This window comes from Hydrogenophaga intermedia, from assembly GCF_000723405.1.
In the GTDB taxonomy this organism is placed as follows: Bacteria; Pseudomonadota; Gammaproteobacteria; order Burkholderiales; family Burkholderiaceae_C; genus Hydrogenophaga; species Hydrogenophaga intermedia.
In genome coordinates this window covers 33518-49163 of sequence record NZ_CCAE010000020.1, presented here as the reverse complement: position 1 = coordinate 49163, position 15646 = coordinate 33518, and the positions used below count along the sequence as shown (strand labels likewise).

Annotated in this window: 17 protein-coding genes; 2 read left to right on the top strand and 15 right to left on the bottom strand. The window is 71.9% G+C overall.

Annotated features, from left to right (window positions below; translation table 11 throughout):
* Positions 1–18: 18 nt before the first annotated feature.
* Positions 19–1215, top strand: a complete 1197-nt coding sequence (locus BN948_RS13205) for a lytic murein transglycosylase (RefSeq protein ID WP_009520245.1) — start codon at positions 19–21, stop codon at positions 1213–1215.
* Positions 1216–1218: 3 nt separating this feature from the next.
* Here the strand turns inward: BN948_RS13205 and BN948_RS13200 are convergent, their stop codons facing one another.
* Positions 1219–2196, bottom strand: a complete 978-nt coding sequence (locus BN948_RS13200) for a helix-turn-helix transcriptional regulator (RefSeq protein ID WP_009520246.1) — start codon at positions 2194–2196, stop codon at positions 1219–1221.
* A 117-nt stretch (positions 2197–2313) separates the two neighbouring features.
* Here BN948_RS13200 and BN948_RS13195 point away from each other — a divergent pair, with 117 nt between their 5' ends.
* A complete protein-coding gene (locus tag BN948_RS13195) occupies positions 2314–2916 on the top strand; it encodes a glutathione S-transferase family protein (protein WP_009520247.1) in 603 nt (200 codons plus the stop codon).
* A 266-nt stretch (positions 2917–3182) separates the two neighbouring features.
* On the opposite strand, the gene BN948_RS13190 is transcribed toward BN948_RS13195, so the two are convergent.
* From BN948_RS13190 to cobO, 14 genes are all read right to left on the bottom strand, one after another.
* Complete coding sequence (locus tag BN948_RS13190; protein WP_009520305.1) at positions 3183–3554, bottom strand: type II toxin-antitoxin system RelE/ParE family toxin; 372 nt, start codon at positions 3552–3554, stop codon at positions 3183–3185.
* Positions 3554–3853, bottom strand: coding sequence for a type II toxin-antitoxin system Phd/YefM family antitoxin (locus tag BN948_RS13185; RefSeq protein ID WP_009520304.1), 300 nt, complete (start codon positions 3851–3853; stop codon positions 3554–3556). The genes BN948_RS13190 and BN948_RS13185 overlap by 1 nt, the downstream gene beginning before the upstream one ends.
* Before the next feature lie 59 nt (positions 3854–3912).
* A complete protein-coding gene (locus BN948_RS13180) occupies positions 3913–4257 on the bottom strand; it encodes a heavy metal-binding domain-containing protein (protein ID WP_009520302.1) in 345 nt (114 codons plus the stop codon).
* 47 nt (positions 4258–4304) lie between these two features.
* Positions 4305–4949 carry an ABC transporter ATP-binding protein gene (locus BN948_RS13175; protein ID WP_009520300.1) on the bottom strand — a complete coding sequence of 215 codons (645 nt, stop codon included), beginning with the start codon at positions 4947–4949 and terminating at the stop codon, positions 4305–4307.
* Positions 4933–6495, bottom strand: a complete 1563-nt coding sequence (locus BN948_RS13170) for an ABC transporter permease (RefSeq protein WP_009520298.1) — start codon at positions 6493–6495, stop codon at positions 4933–4935. Before BN948_RS13170 ends, BN948_RS13175 begins: the two co-directional genes overlap by 17 nt.
* A gap of 7 nt (positions 6496–6502) precedes the next feature.
* Entirely contained in the window at positions 6503–7525 is a 1023-nt protein-coding gene (locus BN948_RS13165; RefSeq protein ID WP_009520297.1) for a thiamine ABC transporter substrate-binding protein, read from the bottom strand.
* Positions 7526–8089: 564 nt separating this feature from the next.
* Positions 8090–8644, bottom strand: a complete 555-nt coding sequence (locus tag BN948_RS13155; protein ID WP_009520685.1) for a histidine phosphatase family protein — start codon at positions 8642–8644, stop codon at positions 8090–8092.
* A gap of 19 nt (positions 8645–8663) precedes the next feature.
* Complete coding sequence (locus BN948_RS13150; protein ID WP_009520684.1) at positions 8664–9473, bottom strand: adenosylcobinamide-GDP ribazoletransferase; 810 nt, start codon at positions 9471–9473, stop codon at positions 8664–8666.
* Positions 9470–10573, bottom strand: a complete 1104-nt coding sequence (cobT, locus tag BN948_RS13145) for a nicotinate-nucleotide--dimethylbenzimidazole phosphoribosyltransferase (protein WP_009520683.1) — start codon at positions 10571–10573, stop codon at positions 9470–9472. Before cobT ends, BN948_RS13150 begins: the two co-directional genes overlap by 4 nt.
* Positions 10570–12018 carry a cobyric acid synthase gene (locus tag BN948_RS13140; RefSeq protein ID WP_009520682.1) on the bottom strand — a complete coding sequence of 483 codons (1449 nt, stop codon included), beginning with the start codon at positions 12016–12018 and terminating at the stop codon, positions 10570–10572. Before BN948_RS13140 ends, cobT begins: the two co-directional genes overlap by 4 nt.
* A gap of 5 nt (positions 12019–12023) precedes the next feature.
* Positions 12024–13037, bottom strand: coding sequence for a biotin synthase BioB (gene bioB / locus BN948_RS13135; RefSeq protein WP_009520681.1), 1014 nt, complete (start codon positions 13035–13037; stop codon positions 12024–12026).
* Between the two features lie 39 nt (positions 13038–13076).
* A complete protein-coding gene (locus tag BN948_RS13130; RefSeq protein WP_009520680.1) occupies positions 13077–14099 on the bottom strand; it encodes an aminotransferase class I/II-fold pyridoxal phosphate-dependent enzyme in 1023 nt (340 codons plus the stop codon).
* The gene (cbiB, locus tag BN948_RS13125; protein WP_009520679.1) at positions 14096–15058 is read right to left on the bottom strand and encodes an adenosylcobinamide-phosphate synthase CbiB; all 963 of its coding nucleotides are present in this window, start codon (positions 15056–15058) and stop codon (positions 14096–14098) included. The genes BN948_RS13130 and cbiB overlap by 4 nt, the downstream gene beginning before the upstream one ends.
* Complete coding sequence (gene cobO / locus BN948_RS13120; protein WP_009520678.1) at positions 15058–15639, bottom strand: cob(I)yrinic acid a,c-diamide adenosyltransferase; 582 nt, start codon at positions 15637–15639, stop codon at positions 15058–15060. Before cobO ends, cbiB begins: the two co-directional genes overlap by 1 nt.
* Positions 15640–15646 lie beyond the last annotated feature (7 nt).

Genomic DNA, 15646 nt, shown 5'->3' with positions numbered 1-15646 from the left:
CCGGGTGACCCCATCCCCATGCAACGACTCAGCACCCTCTGCTTCACGGCCGCACTGGCCACCCTGGCGGCCCCCGCCTTCGCCCAAACCAACGACAGCGATTTCCGCCAGTGCCTGAACGGCCTGCGCCCCACGGCCCAGGCCAACGGCGTCAACGAGACCACCTACCGCGCCCACACCGACACGCTGCAACCCATGATGTCGGTCATCGGCAACCTGGACGCGCAACCCGAGTTCAAGACGCCGATCTGGGACTACCTCACCGTGCTGGTGGACCCGCAGCGCGTGGACGAAGGCGCGCAGCGCCTGCAGGCCAACACCGAGTTGTTGCAACGCGTGCAGCAGCGCTATGGCGTGGACCCGGCCACCGTGGTGGCCGTGTGGGGCGTGGAGAGCAACTACGGCCAGGGCTTCGGCAAGACGCCCATCGTGCAGTCGCTGGCCACGCTGTCGTGCTTCGGCCGGCGCCAGGCCTACTTCCGCACCGAGTTCTATTCCGCGCTGCGCCTGCTGCAGGCCGGGCACTTCCCGCCCGAGCGCTTGCAGGGCTCCTGGGCCGGCGCCTTCGGCCACACGCAGTTCATGCCCAGCACCTATGAGCGCCTGGCGGTGGACTTCGATGGCGATGGCCGCGCCGACCTGATCGACAGCATCCCCGACGCGCTGGCCTCCACCGCGAACTTCCTGCAGCGCGCGGGTTGGCGCAACGACCTGCCCTGGGGCTTCGAGGTGAAGCTCCCCGAGGGCATGTCCGTGCTGGGCGAAGGCCGGCGCACCAAGCGCCCCGGCACCGAATGGGCCGCGCGCGGCGTCACACGCATCGACGGCACGCCTGTGCCGCCCGAGTTGAGCCTGGGCCTGCTCACGCCCGCGGGCGCCAAGGGCCCGGCTTTCCTCGTCACGCGCAACTTCGACGCCATCTACAGCTACAACGCGGCCGAGAGCTACGGCCTGGCCATCGCCCACCTGGCTGACCGCCTGCGCGGCGGTGGCCCCTTCGTGACGCCCTGGCCCACCGACGACCTGGGCCTCACGCGCGCCGAGCGCCGCGAGTTGCAGACCCTGCTGCTCGCGCGCGGACACGACATCGGCGAGGTGGATGGTCTGCTGGGCGAGAAGACGCGCACCGCCGTGCGGGCCGAACAGACGCGGCTGGGCTGGGAGGCCAATGGGCGCGCGGGGCAGAAGTTGTTGAAGGCGCTGCGTGGGGGGTGAGGCTCAGCCCGGCCCTCCCGCCGACCGCGCCAGCGCCCGCGCCACGCGCGCGTTCGCCTTCTCCAGCAGGGCCTTGAGCGTGGGCGGCTCCAGCACCTCGAACTCCACGTCCAGCGCCATCAGCCAGTAGGCCAGCGACTCCAGGTGGTTCGCGCCGCTGTGCATCACGCAGCGCGCGTCGTCCAGCGCTTCCAGCCGCGCCGCCGTGGGCGGAATCTGCCGCGCCATCTCGGCCAGGGGCTTGTGCAGCACCACGCGCGCCTGCTCCACGTAGGCCGACACCCCGATCGAGCGCGACACGTAGGCGCGCAGGTCACCGCCCTCGGGCCCCGCGCGCGGCGCGAAGTGCGGGCCTGGCGTCGGCGCGCCTTCGATGCGGTCCAGGCGAAAGGTGCGCCAGTCCTCGCGCGCCGGGTCCCAGGCCACCAGGTACCAGCGGCTGCCGGTGTGCACCAGGCCTTGCGGCTCCACCGTGCGCGCCGTGTCCTGGCCCCGGCTGTCGCGGTAGGCGAAGGCAACGCGCAACTGGTCTCGGCAGGCCAGCGCCAGGCTGGCGAGCGCGCCCGCGTCCACAGTGGGCCGCAGGCTCTCCAGCGGCAGGATGGTCGACCGCAGCGCCTCCAGGCGCCGGCGCAGGCGCGCGGGCATCACCTGCTCCAGCTTCACCAGCGCGCGCAGCGAGCCCTCCTCCACCCCGCTCACCGTGCCGGCCGCGGCGGTCTGCAGGGCGATGGCAACGGCCTGCGCTTCCTCGTCGTCCAGCAGCAGCGGCGGCAGCGCCTGCCCGGCGCGAAACGCGTAGCCGCCGGCCACGCCGCTGCTGGCGTGGATGGGGTAGCCCAGTTCGCGCAGGCGATCAATATCGCGACGCAAGGTGCGCGGGTTCACCGCCAGCCGCTCGGCCAGTTCGGCGCCGCTCCAGTGGCGCCGCGTCTGCAGCAGAGAGAGCAGCCGCAGCAATCGGGAAGACGAACTCAGCATGGAACGCACTCTAGCTCTTATCGAGGGCGGATTCTGTCCGCAATGGCTGAGACAGTCCGTCCCACGGATCCGGCGCCTGCCGGCCCGGTTTCAACCCCTTCATTTCAGGAGCCCGCCATGTCCCTCGTCCTCTACTGGCACCCCATGTCCAGCGCCACCCCCATCGCCTGCGCCCTCGCCGAACTGGGCGTGCCGCACGAGCGCGTGAAGGTCGACATCACCACCGGCGAACAGCGCCGTCCCGAATTCCTGGCGCTCAACCCCAACGGCAAGGTGCCCACGATGACGGTGGACGGCGCACCGATGTTCGAGGCCCTGGCCATGGAGCTGTGGCTGGGCGAGCGCTACGGCGTGGAGCGCGGCCTGTGGCCGGCCGCGGGCACGCCGGCGCAGTTGCAGGCGTTCTCGTGGTGCACCTGGGCCTACGTCACCTACGGCGCGCAGCTCATCCGCCTGCAGGCCGCGCGCGACATGGGAACACCCGACGACGCCCACGGCCAAGCCGGCCACCAGGCCATGGACCAGTTGCTGGCCCTGATCGACGCGCGCCTGGCCCGCCAGCCCTGGATGCTGGGCGAGGCGTACTCGCTGGTGGATCTGTCGGTGGGTTCGGTGATCGGCTACAGCGCGTACATCGGCGCGCCGATCGACAAGCACCCGAACGTGCAGGCCTGGCTGGCGCGGGTGCAGGCGCGGCCGGCGATGCAGATCGAGGCTTGAAGCGATGCCCCCACGCTCCGCCGCTGCGCGGGTCGCTGCCCCCCGAGGGGGCTGATCCGCCTTGGGGCGGCCCGGCGGCGGATCGGTCGTGCCCCCACGCTCCGCCGCTGCGCGGGTCGCTGCCCCCCCCGAGGGGGCTGATCCGCCTTGGGACGGCCCGGCGGCGGATCGATCGTGCCCCCACGCTCCGCCGCTGCGCGGGTCGCTGCCCCCCGAGGGGGCTGATCCGCCTTGGGACGGCCCGGCGGCGGATCGCTTCCGCGTCCTCAGCGAGGCGTGTGCAGGAAGTCCTGCATGTCGAACGCCAGTTGCTTGTGGTGGCGAATGGCCAGCAGGTCGACGCCCTGGTCGTTCACGCGATAGAGCAACAGGTGGTCGTCCATCACGTACTCGCGGATCTGGTCACCCGGCGACAGGCGCCGCGTGATGGCCTCATGCAGACGCTGCGCTTCGACGCTGTCGGGCACGCGCTCGATAAACAAGCGGCCCATGCGCGGAAACCGTTGAAGGTTGGGCAGCACGACGTCCTCCAGTTCCGCCAGCAAGCCGTCATGGCCGTAAGGGTTTCCGTTCTCGATCAGAAAAGCGTCGATGGCGTCCAGATTGGCCAGGACGTTGGCGGTGAAGCGGATGCGCATCAGGCCTTGGACCCGCGACGGCGCTGGCGCAGCATCTTCATGGCCTCATCAGCGGGCAGGGTGCGTCCGGCATCCACGTCGTCCAGGCCCTTGACCACATCTTCCAGCAACAGCAGGTGGATGCGGGCCCGCTCCAGCCGGTGGTAGTGGTCGAGCCGGCGCGCGTCGATCAACGCCACGGCCGGTTCACCGTTCTTGGTGATGATTTTCTCGGCGCCCTGCTGCACCTCGTCCACCAGGCGGGACAACTGGCTTCGGGCTTCCGAGAACGGCAGGATGTCACTGACATGTAGCGGCATGAAATGCTCCTGGAAGTACTGAAATCTGCACAAAATTCAGTGCAATATAACGCACACAGTCACAGCTTCACCGCCGTCCCGCTCACCGCCACCATCATCATGCCGTTGGCCTCGCCGAGCACCTCGTAGTCGAAGTCGATGCCGATGACGCCGTTGGCGCCCAGTTCCTTCGCGGACTCGATGAGGTCTTCGACGGCCGCGTCGCGCGCGCCCGAGAGGGCACGCTCGTAGCCGCCCGCTCGGCCGCCCACCACGTCGCGGATGGAGGAGAACATGTCGCGGAAGATGTTGGCGCCGATGATGGCCTCGCCGTGCACCACGCCCAGCATCTGGCCGCGTTCCACGCCCGGGGGCGTGGTGGTGCTGAGGAAGAACCCCGTGGGTGCCTTGGAAAACCAGCCCATGCGCGTGCTCCGGTGACCACCCCGATCGGGTGCGGGCACAGCTTAGCTCACCACAGCGAGCGCAGCTTGCCCTCGTGCAGTCCCCAGCCCTGCTGCGCCATCGCGCGCGCCTCGGCCTCGTCGTGCGTGACGAGGATGGCGGCCATGCCGGCCTCCGCGATGCGATCGCGAAACTCGGCGCGCAGTTGCTCGCGCAGCGCGGCGTCCAGCGCGGAAAAGGGTTCGTCGAGCAGCAGCGCGCGCGGCTGCGTGATGAGCGCGCGCGCCAGCGCCACACGCTGCTGCTCGCCGCCCGAGAGTGTCCACACCCGCGCCTGGGCGTGCGCACCCAGGCCGAAGCGCGTGAGCAGGGCCTGCGCGCGCTCGCGCGCCTCGCGCCGGGGCACGCGCTGTTCGACGAGCCCGAAGGCCACGTTGTCGCGCACGTCCAGGTGCGGGAACAGCGCGAAGTCCTGGAACATGAGCGCGAAGCCGCGCCGGTGCGGCGGCGTGCGCGTGATGTCCTCGCCGTCGAACCACACGCTGCCACGCTCGGGCGTCTCGATGCCGGCCACGATCTTGAGCAGCGTGCTCTTGCCACTGCCCGAGGGCCCGAGCAACGCCACGGTGTGGCCCGCGTCCACGCGCAGGTTCACGCCGTCGAGCAGCGGGCGCCGGTCCCAGCGCAGGTGGATGTCACGCAGTTCGAGCATGGGGTGGTGCCTGGCGGCGCGTGCCGCCTTCAATGAGCACGAAGGCCGCAAGGGCGAGCGCCAGCAGCAGCAGCGCCAGCACCAGCGCGGCCTGCAGGTTGGTCTCGCCCGGGCGGCCCAGGCGTTGGTGGATCAGGGTGGTGAGCGTGAGCCATTCGGGCCTCGACAAAAAGAGCGAGACCGCGAATTCGCCGAGCATGGTGGCGGCGGCAAAGGCGGTGCCGCGCCGCAACGCGGGTGCCACCAGCGGCAGGGTGACGCGCCAGGCCACACGCGCGGGCGAGGCGCCCAGCGTGGCCGCCGCCTGCGCCAGCGACGGCGGCAGCGCATCCAGCGCGGCGGCCAGGGCGCGCGCGATGAAGGGGTAGGCGATGAGCGCGTAGGCGGCCACCAACAGCGGCAGGCTGGCGGTGAATGCCGGGTAGAGCAGCAAGAGCCCGAAGGCCACCGTGACGGGCGACACCACGAAGGGCAGGAAGGCCGCCGCGCGCCAGGCCAGGCCCAGGCGCCGCAAGCCCTGCGCCGACAGCGCGTGCGCCACGCCCAGCACCAGGGCCAGCGCGAGCGCCATGGCGCTGAAGCGCAGCGTGTTGAACAGGGCCTGCAGCGTGGCAGGATCGCGCAGCACGGCCCAGGCCGCGCCGTCGAGCAGCGCGGGCGCGGTGCGCAACAGCAAGGCCAGCAGCGGCGCCCCGGCCAGCGCGAACAGCGTGGCATGCAGCGCCGCCACGGCCAGGCGATCGCCGCGTGAAGCCACCGCGCGGAGCGGGATGGGCACCGCACGCGCGGGCGCGGCCAGGCGCTGTTCGATGAAGGCGTAGATCAGCGCCACCGCGCCGTTGAGCAGCAGCATCCACACCGCCAGCACACCGGCCTGGCCCAGCGCCAGTTCGTGCGCCACCAGGGTGTAGATCTCCACCTCGGCCGTGGCCCAGCGCTGCCCGCCCAGCACCAGCGCCAGCCCGAAACCCGAGAGGCAGTACAGGAACACCAGGCAAGCGGCTGAAGCGAGCCAGGGCCGCGCCTCGGGCCATTCGACGCGCCGGAACACGCGCCAGGGCGAGGCGCCCAGCGTGCGCGCGGCGGCCACGCGCGTGCCGCTCACGTGCTCGAAGGCCTCCACACCCGCGCGCACCACCAGGCACAGGTTGAAGAACAGGTTGCCGTACAGCAGAAGCCAGGGCGTGCCAGAGCCGTCGACGCCCAGCACGCCACGCGGCCCGGCCAGCGCCAGCACGCCCATGGCCGCCACCAGCGTGGGCACCACGAAGGGCAGCATCAGCGCGCGCAGCACCAGGGCGCGGCCGGTGAACTCAATGCGTGCGAGCACCCAGGCCAGCGGCACGCCGACGAGCAACGCCGCCACCGAGGTGATGCCCGCCTGCGCCAGCGACCACAGCACGCGGCCGCGCAAGTAGTCGTCGGCCCACAAGGCCCAGAAGCCGAGTTCGCCCGTGCCCCAGCCCTCGGCCAGCAGGCGCGCCACGGGCGCCACGGCGACGAGCGCCAGGAACAGCAGCGGGATCAGGGCGAGCGCGAAGCGCATGAAGGTGTCAGCGCAGAACCGTTCGAACCCAGCGGTCCTGCCAGGCGCGCAGTTGCTCGCTCGCGCGATCGGCCGGCGGGTTGTCGAAGCGCGTGGGCTCGGGCGCGTGCTGTTTCAGCACCTCGGCGCGCGCCGCGCCGGGCTCGGCGGGGTACATCCACATGCTGGTCTGCAGCGCCTGTTGCACCGGCGCGGAGCGCAGGAATTCGATGAAGCGACCGGCAGCGTCGCGCGCGGCGGGGTTACCACCCTTGACCAGGGCCACGCCCTCGACCTGGCGGAACACGCCACCCGGCAGGAACAGGCTGGCCGTGGGCGATTCGGCGAGTGGTGTCTTGCTGAAGAAGACCTCGGCCGCCGGGCTGGTGGCGTAGCTCACCACGATGGGCCGCGCGCCGCCGTTGCGGGTGAACTCGGTGTAGTAGGCCTCGCTCCAGCCCTTGACCACTTTGAGGCCGTTGCGCCGCAGGCGCGCCCACCAGTCGAAGGCGCCCTCTTCGCCCAGGCCGGCGATGGTGGCCTGAAGAAAGGCCTGGCCAGGGCTGGAGGTGGCCGGGTGCGGCACCACCAGCAGGTCTTTGTAGGCGGGTTGCGCCAGATCGTCGAGCGAGCGCGGCAGTGCCAAGCCCTTCTGCGCGAACCAGGCCTTGTCGATGTTGAGCGCGACGTAGCCGTGGTCCACCGGCACCACGCCGTCACCCAACGCGGCGGCACTGGCGCGCTGCGCCGCCGGGCCGCCATAAGCCTCGATCACGCCGGCCTGCCGAGCGCGCGGCAGCAGCGCGTTGTCGATGCCGAAGACGAGGTCGGCGATGGGCCGGGCGCGCGTGAGGATGAGGCGGTTGAGCATCTCGCCCGCGTCGCCGCCCTTGATGAGCTGCAGCTTCACGCCGGCCTCGCGCTCGAATTGCGCGAGCAGCGGCGCGGGGAGTTCGAAGGAGTCGTGGGTGAGCACGCGCAGGGACGTCTGCGCGACGGCGAGGGACTGGCTGGCGGCCAGGATCAGGAGAAGAAGGCTTCGACGGAGCATGTGCTTACCTTAACGGTTCTTGTTGTCTGCCTGAGTTGGCCGGTTCGCTCCATGTCCTCGCGCTGACTTCTCGTTGAGACCTCGCGCTGACGGCTGGCGTGGTCCGCGTTCTCCGGCCCACGCTCGCGCAGAGGCGCCCGAGCGCTCCACAGGGCCTGCGTCACCACCGCTGTTGGCACGCCCCCTCTGTGGCAAGCGCGAATGGGGCCTGCGCCCGCGAACCCAACCATCCGTCGAGAGTGACGCCCGAGCGCTCCACCAGAAATCCGGGCCCCCTTTAATTGGGGTCAGATTCCATTTATTCGCCGAGTGCCGAGTGACGGGAAGTCCGGTCTTCTTTGGCCAGCCCATCCGCCACTGGGGTCGATGGTGTGGGTGTCCGGGCGCAGGCCCCATTCGCGCTTGCCACAGAGGGGGCGCGCCAACCACGGCGGTGACGCCAACCCTGCCCGAGCGCTCGGGCGCTTCTGCGCGAGCGTGGGCCGGAGAACGGGCACACGCACCAGCGGCCCTCGCGAGGAAGAGGCGAGAAACGCAACGCACGCCCCTCAGCCCCGACCGACGTCAAAACACCAACTCGACACAGGCACCCGGCTCGATGACGTGCTCTGGCCACTCGTGCACGCCCGCGATGACACGCGGCCCATGCGCCCGGAGGTAGTGCGCACCGCGAATGACCCCCGCGTGCGTGACCCAGGCCGCCTCGCGGATGCCGGCCGTGTGCAGTTCCATCACCACGGCGGCCACACGCTCGATGACCCGCTGCGTGCACTCCTCGCCGCCGAAGCGGTGGTGCGCGAAGTCGGCCATCCAGGCGTCGAAGGCCGCGCGCGGAATGGCGTCCCAGGCCTGCATCTCCCAGCGGCCGAAGTCCATCTCGTTCAGGCGCGGCTCCACGCGCGCGGCACCCAGGTCGGGCCGCCGGCGCTGCAGCGCGGCGGCCAGTTGCTGCGCGCGCGCCAGGCCCGACACCCACAGCGGCACGTGGCGCGGCAATGTGGCGGTAACGGCCTCGGCGGCGGCCAGCGTGGCGTCGGCGCGCGCGGGCGCGTCGGTGATGCCGTAGCACAGCCCCGGTGGCAGGGCGACGGCGGCGTGGCGGATCAACCAGAGCTTCATCGGCGCGTCATCCAACAACTCATTCGAACGGCAAGGCGATGGCGACGCCCAGGTAGAACAGCACTTCGGCCACCTGCTGCGTGGCGCCCAGGCCGTCGCCGGTGAAGCCCTGCAGGCGGCGCCACAGCAGGCGCCCCACCCAGGCGGTGCCCAGCGCGGCGCCCAGCACGCCGGCCCACCAGGCCATGCCGGGCATCAGCGCCACCACCAGCAGCAGCGCCAACGCCATCCACAGCAGCCCCGCCAGCAGCGCCGCGGGCGACAGCGCGTCGGCCAGTGGCTTGCTTTTCGAGCCGGCCGCGTCGCCCACGTGCGACAAGGTGAAGATGAGCGGCAGCGGCGCGGCGCGCGAGACCACCTGCGCCAGGAACAGCGCCGCCACCGCGTGCAGCGGGTCGATCTGCGCCAGCAGCGCGAGCAACGCCACCTTGCACAAAAGCGCAAGCACGAGCGCGATGGCGCCGAAGCTGCCGATGCGCGAATCCTTCATGATCTCCAGCGCCCGCGCGCGGTCGGCGCTGCCGCCCAGGCCGTCGGCGAGGTCGGCCAGACCGTCTTCGTGGAAGGCGCCGGTCATGAGCACGCCGGCCACGGTGGCGCCCAGCGCGGCCACCCAGGGAGCGGCGCCCACGCCGGGCAAGACCCACAGCAACGCGGTGAAGACCGCCGCCACCCACAGACCCACCAGCCAGCCCACGCCGGGAAAATGCGCCGCGCTGGCGCGCAGCATGGCCGGGCTGTAGCCCACCCAGGCGGCCAGCCGGCCCGTCACCGGCACGCGCGTGAAGAACTGCAGCGCGAGCAGGTAATGACGAATGAAGCGGCTCATCGCGCCGGCTTGTCGGCCGCATCGGCCTCTGGGGCCGCTTCGGCCAACCCGGCGCTGGCGGTGGACACGCCCGCGCTGGCGAAGCTGGCCATCTCGCCCAGCAGCGCGCAGGCGCTTTGCAGCAGCGGCCAGGCCAGGGCCGCGCCCGAGCCCTCGCCCAGGCGCAGACCCAGGTCGAGCAGCGGCTCGGCGCGCAGGTGGGCGAGCATGAGCGCGTGGCCGCGCTCGCCCGAGCGGTGGGCGAACACACAGCGCTGCAGCACGTGCGGGCGCAGCTTGCTGGCCACCAGCACGGCGGCGCTGGCGATGAAGCCGTCCACCACGACCACGCGCCGCTCGGCCGCGGCCTGCAGCACCGCGCCCACCAGCGTGGCGATCTCGAAGCCGCCGAACGCGGCCAGCGCGGCCAGTGGGTCGCGCGCGTCGGCGTGGCGGGCCAGCACGTCGCGCAGCACGCCGATCTTGCGCACCACGGCGTCGGCGTCCAGGCCGGTGCCGGCGCCGGTCACGTCGCCCACCTCGAAGCCGCCCAGGCGCGCCAGCAGCAGCGAAGCGGCCGAGGTGTTGCCGATGCCCATCTCGCCGAGCAGCAGCGCGTTGCCCGGCAGGCCACGCACGGTGGCCACGCCATTCGCGATGGCCTGGTCGCGCTGCACCTCGCTCATGGCCGGGCCCTCGAGCGCGTCGGCCGTGCCCGGCGCCACCTTGCGCACCAGCAGGCCCGCGCGCGGCGCGAAGTCGTGGCGCACGCCGCAGTCCACCACGGTGAGCGCCAGGCCGTGCTGGCGCGCCAGCACGCTCACCGCCGCGCCGCCGGCCAGGAAGTTCTCCACCATCTGCCAGGTCACGTCGCTCGGGTAGGCCGAGACGCCGCGCGCCGCCAGGCCGTGGTCGGCCGCGCAGACCAGCATCTGCGGCTGGTGCAGGCGCGGCGTGGCCGTGCCCTGGATGGCGCCCAGGCGCTGCGCGAGCGCTTCGAGGCGCCCGAGCGAGCCCAGGGGCTTGGTCTTGCTGTCCATGGCGGCCTGCAGCGCCGCGGCCAGGGGCTCGTCGTGCAGGTCGGGGACTTCAGGGAGGTTCGGGAGGTTCGGCAGGTTCATGGTGCGATGAGCGCGTCCAGCGCGCCGGGAATGAAGTGCTCGCGCAGCGTGTCGGCCAGGCGGTCGAACACCGTCTCCAACGTGGGCGCGGCGGCGCCGAACAGGGCCCGCAGCACGCGATCGTCCTCGAACAGGCCGTGCAGGTACAGGCCCAGCACGTTGCCGTCGGCGTTTTGCCAGGCCAGGCCGGGGATCACCTCGTGCGCCAAGGCGCCGGCCGCCACCATGGCGGGGTGCGGCGCGGTCTGGCCGTGGTGGATTTCGTAGCCGCTGACGGCCACGCCCGACAAGGCGGCCCAGGGGCCGCGCATCGTGGTGAACGCGGCCTCGGTGCGGCGCACGGTCTTGTCGCGCGCGAAGGTGGTGACCAGGGGCAGCAGGCCCAGGCCGGGCGCATTGCCGTCGATGCCCTCGGTGTCGATGAGCGCCTCGCCCAGCACCTGCAGGCCGCCGCACACGCCCAGCACGCGGCCGCCGCGCGCGGCGTGCTCGGCCACCCAGCGGTCCAGGCCCTGCTCGCGCAGCCAGTCCAGGTCGGCGGCCGTGGCCTTGCTGCCGGGCAGCACGACCACGTCAGCCCCCGCGCCGTCCGCTGGCGAGCGCACCCATTTCAGGCGCACGCCGGGCAGGTTCTTCAGCGGCTGGAATTCGTCGAGGTTGCTGATGCGCGGCCAGGCGACGACGGCGATGGTGGTGTGCACCGGGCCGGCGGCGTGGCTGCGGTCGTCGAAAACTCCATCCTCCTCTGGCAGGCCGTGGCGCCACTGCATGGGGATCACGCCCAGCATGGGCACGCCGGTGAGGTCCTGCAACTGTTGCGGGCCCGGCTGCAGCAGCGCGGCGTCGCCCCGGAACTTGTTGAGCACGAAGCCACGGATGAGCGCGCGGTCGGCCTCGGCCAGCAGCGACCAGGTGCCGTACAGGTGGGCGAAGGCGCCGCCACGGTCGACGTCGGTGACCAGCAGGCAGCGCGCGCCCGCCTCGCGCGCCACGCGCAGGTTGACGATGTCGTTCGGCATGAGGTTGATCTCGGCCGGCGAGCCTGCGCCTTCGATCACCACCACCTCATGCTCGGCGATGAGTTCGTGCAGCGCGCGCCGCACCGTGGGCCAGGCGCGTTCGCCGCGCTCGCGCCAGGGCAAGGCGGTGAGCTCGGCGTCCACGCGGCCCATCAGCACGTACTGGCTGTGCGTGTCGGCCTCGGGCTTGAGCAGCACGGGGTTCATGCGCACCTCGGGCTCGGCGCGCGCGGCGAGCGCCTGGAAGTACTGGGCACTGCCGATCTCGCCGCCCTGCACCACCCTTGCGTTGTTGCTCATGTTCTGCGCCTTGAACGGCGCGACCTTGAGCCCTTGCCGCGCGTAGTGGCGGCACAGGGCGGTGGCCAGCCAGCTCTTGCCGGCGCCACTGCTCGTGCCGAGCACCATCACGCAGACGGCGGCCATGCGCTTCAGCCCCTTCGTGTTGTCAGGCCCAGCTTGTCCAGCAACGCCTGGTCGGCCGCCACGTCGGGGTTGCCGGTGGTGAGCAGCTTGTCGCCGTAGAAGATGCTGTTGGCGCCCGCCAGGAAGCACAGGGCCTGCACGGCCTCGCCCATCTGCTGGCGCCCGGCCGACAGGCGCACCTTGGCGCGCGGCATGGTGATGCGCGCGACCGCGATGGTGCGCACGAATTCGAAGGGGTCGAGGTCGGGCTCATCGGCCAGCGGCGTGCCGGCCACCTTGACGAGGTGGTTGATGGGCACGGACTCGGGGTAGCTAGGCTCGAGGTTGGCGAGCTGGGCCACCAGGCCCGCGCGCTGGCGCCGCGATTCGCCCAGGCCGACGATGCCGCCGCAGCAGACCTTCACACCCGCGCCGCGCACACGCGCCAGGGTGTCCAGGCGGTCCTGGTAGTCGCGCGTGGAGATGATGTCGCCGTAGAAGCCGGGGTCGCTGTCGAGGTTGTGGTTGTAGTAGTCGAGCCCGGCGTCGCGCAGTTGCTCGGCGTGGCCCTCGGCCAGCATGCCCAGGGTGGCGCAGGCCTCCAGGCCTTCGGCCTTGACAGCGCGCACCAGTTCGGCCACGGCCTCGACGTCGCGGTCCTTGGGCGCGCGCCAGGCCGCGCCCATGCAGAAGCGCGTGGCGCCGGCCGCCTTGGCGCGCTGCGCGGCCTCGCGCACGGCGTCCACGGCCATCAGCTTGCCAGCCTGCACGCCGGTGTCGAAGTGCACGGACTGCGGGCAGTAGGCGCAGTCCTCGGGGCAGCCGCCGGTCTTCACCGACAGCAGCGTGGCCAGCTCCACCTCGTTTGCGACGTGGTGCTCGCGGTGCACGGTCTGGGCGCGATGCATCAGGTCGGCGAAAGGCAGATCGAACAGGGCCTCGATGGCGTCGACGCTCCAGCGCTCGGCCGTGGCGGGGACGGTGGGCGCAGTGGGCGCGCGCGGGATGAGGTGGATGGTCTGTTCGGCGGTGTCTTGCATGGGTGTCCTTGTCTCTCGTGGGTCGATGGCGTGGGGCCATCACCGCGCGGCATTGTCGCCGCCGCCGGTGCGGGGCCAGGCCGCGCGCAGGGCTTCTTGATCGGCGGGTGAACGCACGCCCAGACGCACGTGGCCCGGCAGGCCGAAGGAGGCACAGTCGCGCAGCTTCACGCCGTGTTCTCGGCGCAGTGTGTTCAGGCGCTCGACGTCATGCGGATCGGGCAGGCGGGCGACGAAATGGTTGGCCTCGCTGGGCAGCACCGTCCACCCCAGGGATTCGCACAAGGCGGTCTGCTGCGCTTTCCATTCGAGCAAGGTGGTCAGGCTGTCCTGCAGCCATTGCTGCGTCGCGGGCTGCGTCCAGGCCATCAGCATGGCCTCGGCGTGCGCACCCAGCGGCCATGAGGGCGCCAGGGCCTCCAGGCCAGCCATGGCTTCGCGCGCGGCCAGCGGCGCGATGGCGTAGGCACCGCGCACACCCGTGAGGCCCAAGGCCTTGTTGGGCGAGACCAGGCGCCACACGCGGTCCAGCGTCGTTCCGCTCAGCGTGGGTTCGCCCTGCAGGCGCAGCGGCGCGTAGGCCTGGTCGAGCACCAGGGCCTGATCGGGACGCAGCGCGTTCACGCGATCGGCAAGGCCTGCCTCTGCCTGGCCCAGCGGCGCCGAGGGCTCGCAGGACCACAGCAGCCGCGCCCTGCCGGGCTCGTTCGTGCGGACCAGGCCCCAGGCGTCGGCCGCGCGCGCGAGGTCGCCGTAATGGTGCGGCGGCAACCACGCCGTGGCACCGAGCGAACCGGGCGATCGCGCGGCCCAGGCCGAGAAGCGCTGGATGCCCTCGCTCGCGCTGGCCAGCAGCAGCACACGATCGGGCGCCACGCCATGGAACGCGCCCAGCGCGGCTTTCAGGCGCGTGCCCGTGGGGTCGGGGTAGCGCGAGGCGTCGGCCTGCGCGATGGCCAGCAGCGTCGACGGACAGGGACCGAGGGCGTTGGCGTTGGTGGAGAAATCGTTCGCGGGCGCGCCGAGGGCGTCGGTGCCGCCGTGCTGGGCCATGGTGTTCATGCCATGGCCCAGGTGAACAGCGCCATGGCCCCGAGCAGCACCAGGCCGACCGTCAGCGCGCGCCCCGCGAGCACGATGGCCGCCGTCGTGTCGGCCGGCTCCGGCGCGCGGCCCTCGGCGTTGAGCGTGTACACGCCCGGCTTGCTCAGCCGTAGGTTCAGCGCGAGCGCGAGCGCGGCCATGGGCCAGCCCGAGTTGGGCGACGGCGTGCGGCGCGCCTCGCGCCACAGGCTGCGCAAGGCGAGGCAACCGCCCGCGAACAGCAGCAAGGCCGCCGTGAGGCGCGCGGGCACCCAGGACAGCACGTCGTCCACGCGCGCGGCCCACTGGCCGGCCCAGGTCCAGTCGCGCGCCGTACCGTCCGCGTCGCGGCGCAGGCCGTCGTAGCCCCACATCGCGTCGGCCGTGTTGGCCCAGCGGTAGAGCGCCGCGCCTGGCAAACCGGCCACCAGAAACCAGAGCAGCGGCGCCACCACCGAGTCGTTCAGGTTCTCGGCCAGGGATTCGATGGCGCTTTCGCGCACGGCCGACGCGTCGAGCGCGCGCGTGTCGCGGCTCACCAGCCACGACAGGCGCTCGCGGCCCTGCTCCAACGACTGCGACAGCGCGGACTCGACGGCGAGCACCTCCTCGCGCAGCAGGCGCCAGGACATCAGCGGCTTGAGCAGCAGCCCCGTGAGCAGCGCCGCCCACCAGGGGTTCAGCGTCGACAGCGCAGTCTGCGCCGCCCAGGCCACGGCGACGACCACGAGCGCGCCCGCGCCCCAGCCCAGCACGCCCAGGGTCCAGCGCACGCCGTCGAAACGCGGCTCGGCCTGTTGCCGCACGGGCGCGATGCGATGGCCCATGGCGCCGAGCGCGCGGCCCATCCACACCACCGGGTGCCAGGGCGCGCGCGGTTCACCAACGACGCGGTCCACGGCCAGCGCCACGAGCAGCGACAGCGCCGAGCCGAGCATCAGTCCTCGATGCCGCGCTGCGCCGGCACACCGGCGTTGAACGCGTGCTTGACCTTGGTCATCTCGGTCACGGTGTCGGCCAGTTCGATGAGTTCGGGCGGGCAGCGCCGGCCCGTGATGACCACGTGCACATGGGCGGGGCGGGCCTTGAGCGTCTCCACCACCCACTCCAGCGGCAGCCAGCCATAGATCAGCGGGTAGGTGAGTTCGTCGAGCACCACCATGAAGTTCTCGCCGCCGAGGATGGCCTCGCGCGCACGCAGCCAGCCGTCGCGCGCAAGCTGGGCGGAATGCTCCAGGTCCTGGCTCTTCCAGCTGAAGCCGTCACCCAGCCCCTCGATGGGCAGACCGAGCTGCTCGAACATGCGGTGCTCGCCGAAGCGCGCGGTGGGCACCTTCATGAACTGGAAGATGCGCACGCCCTTGCCATGCACGTGCGTGCGGCCGAAGGCGCGCAGCGCCAGGCCGAAGGCGGCCGTGCTTTTGCCTTTGCCGTCGCCAGTGTTCACGATGACCAGGCCGCGGCGTTCGCCCTCGGGCTTGTCGTAGGGTTTGGCGCTGGGTGGGGTTTCGATCTGCATGCGGGGC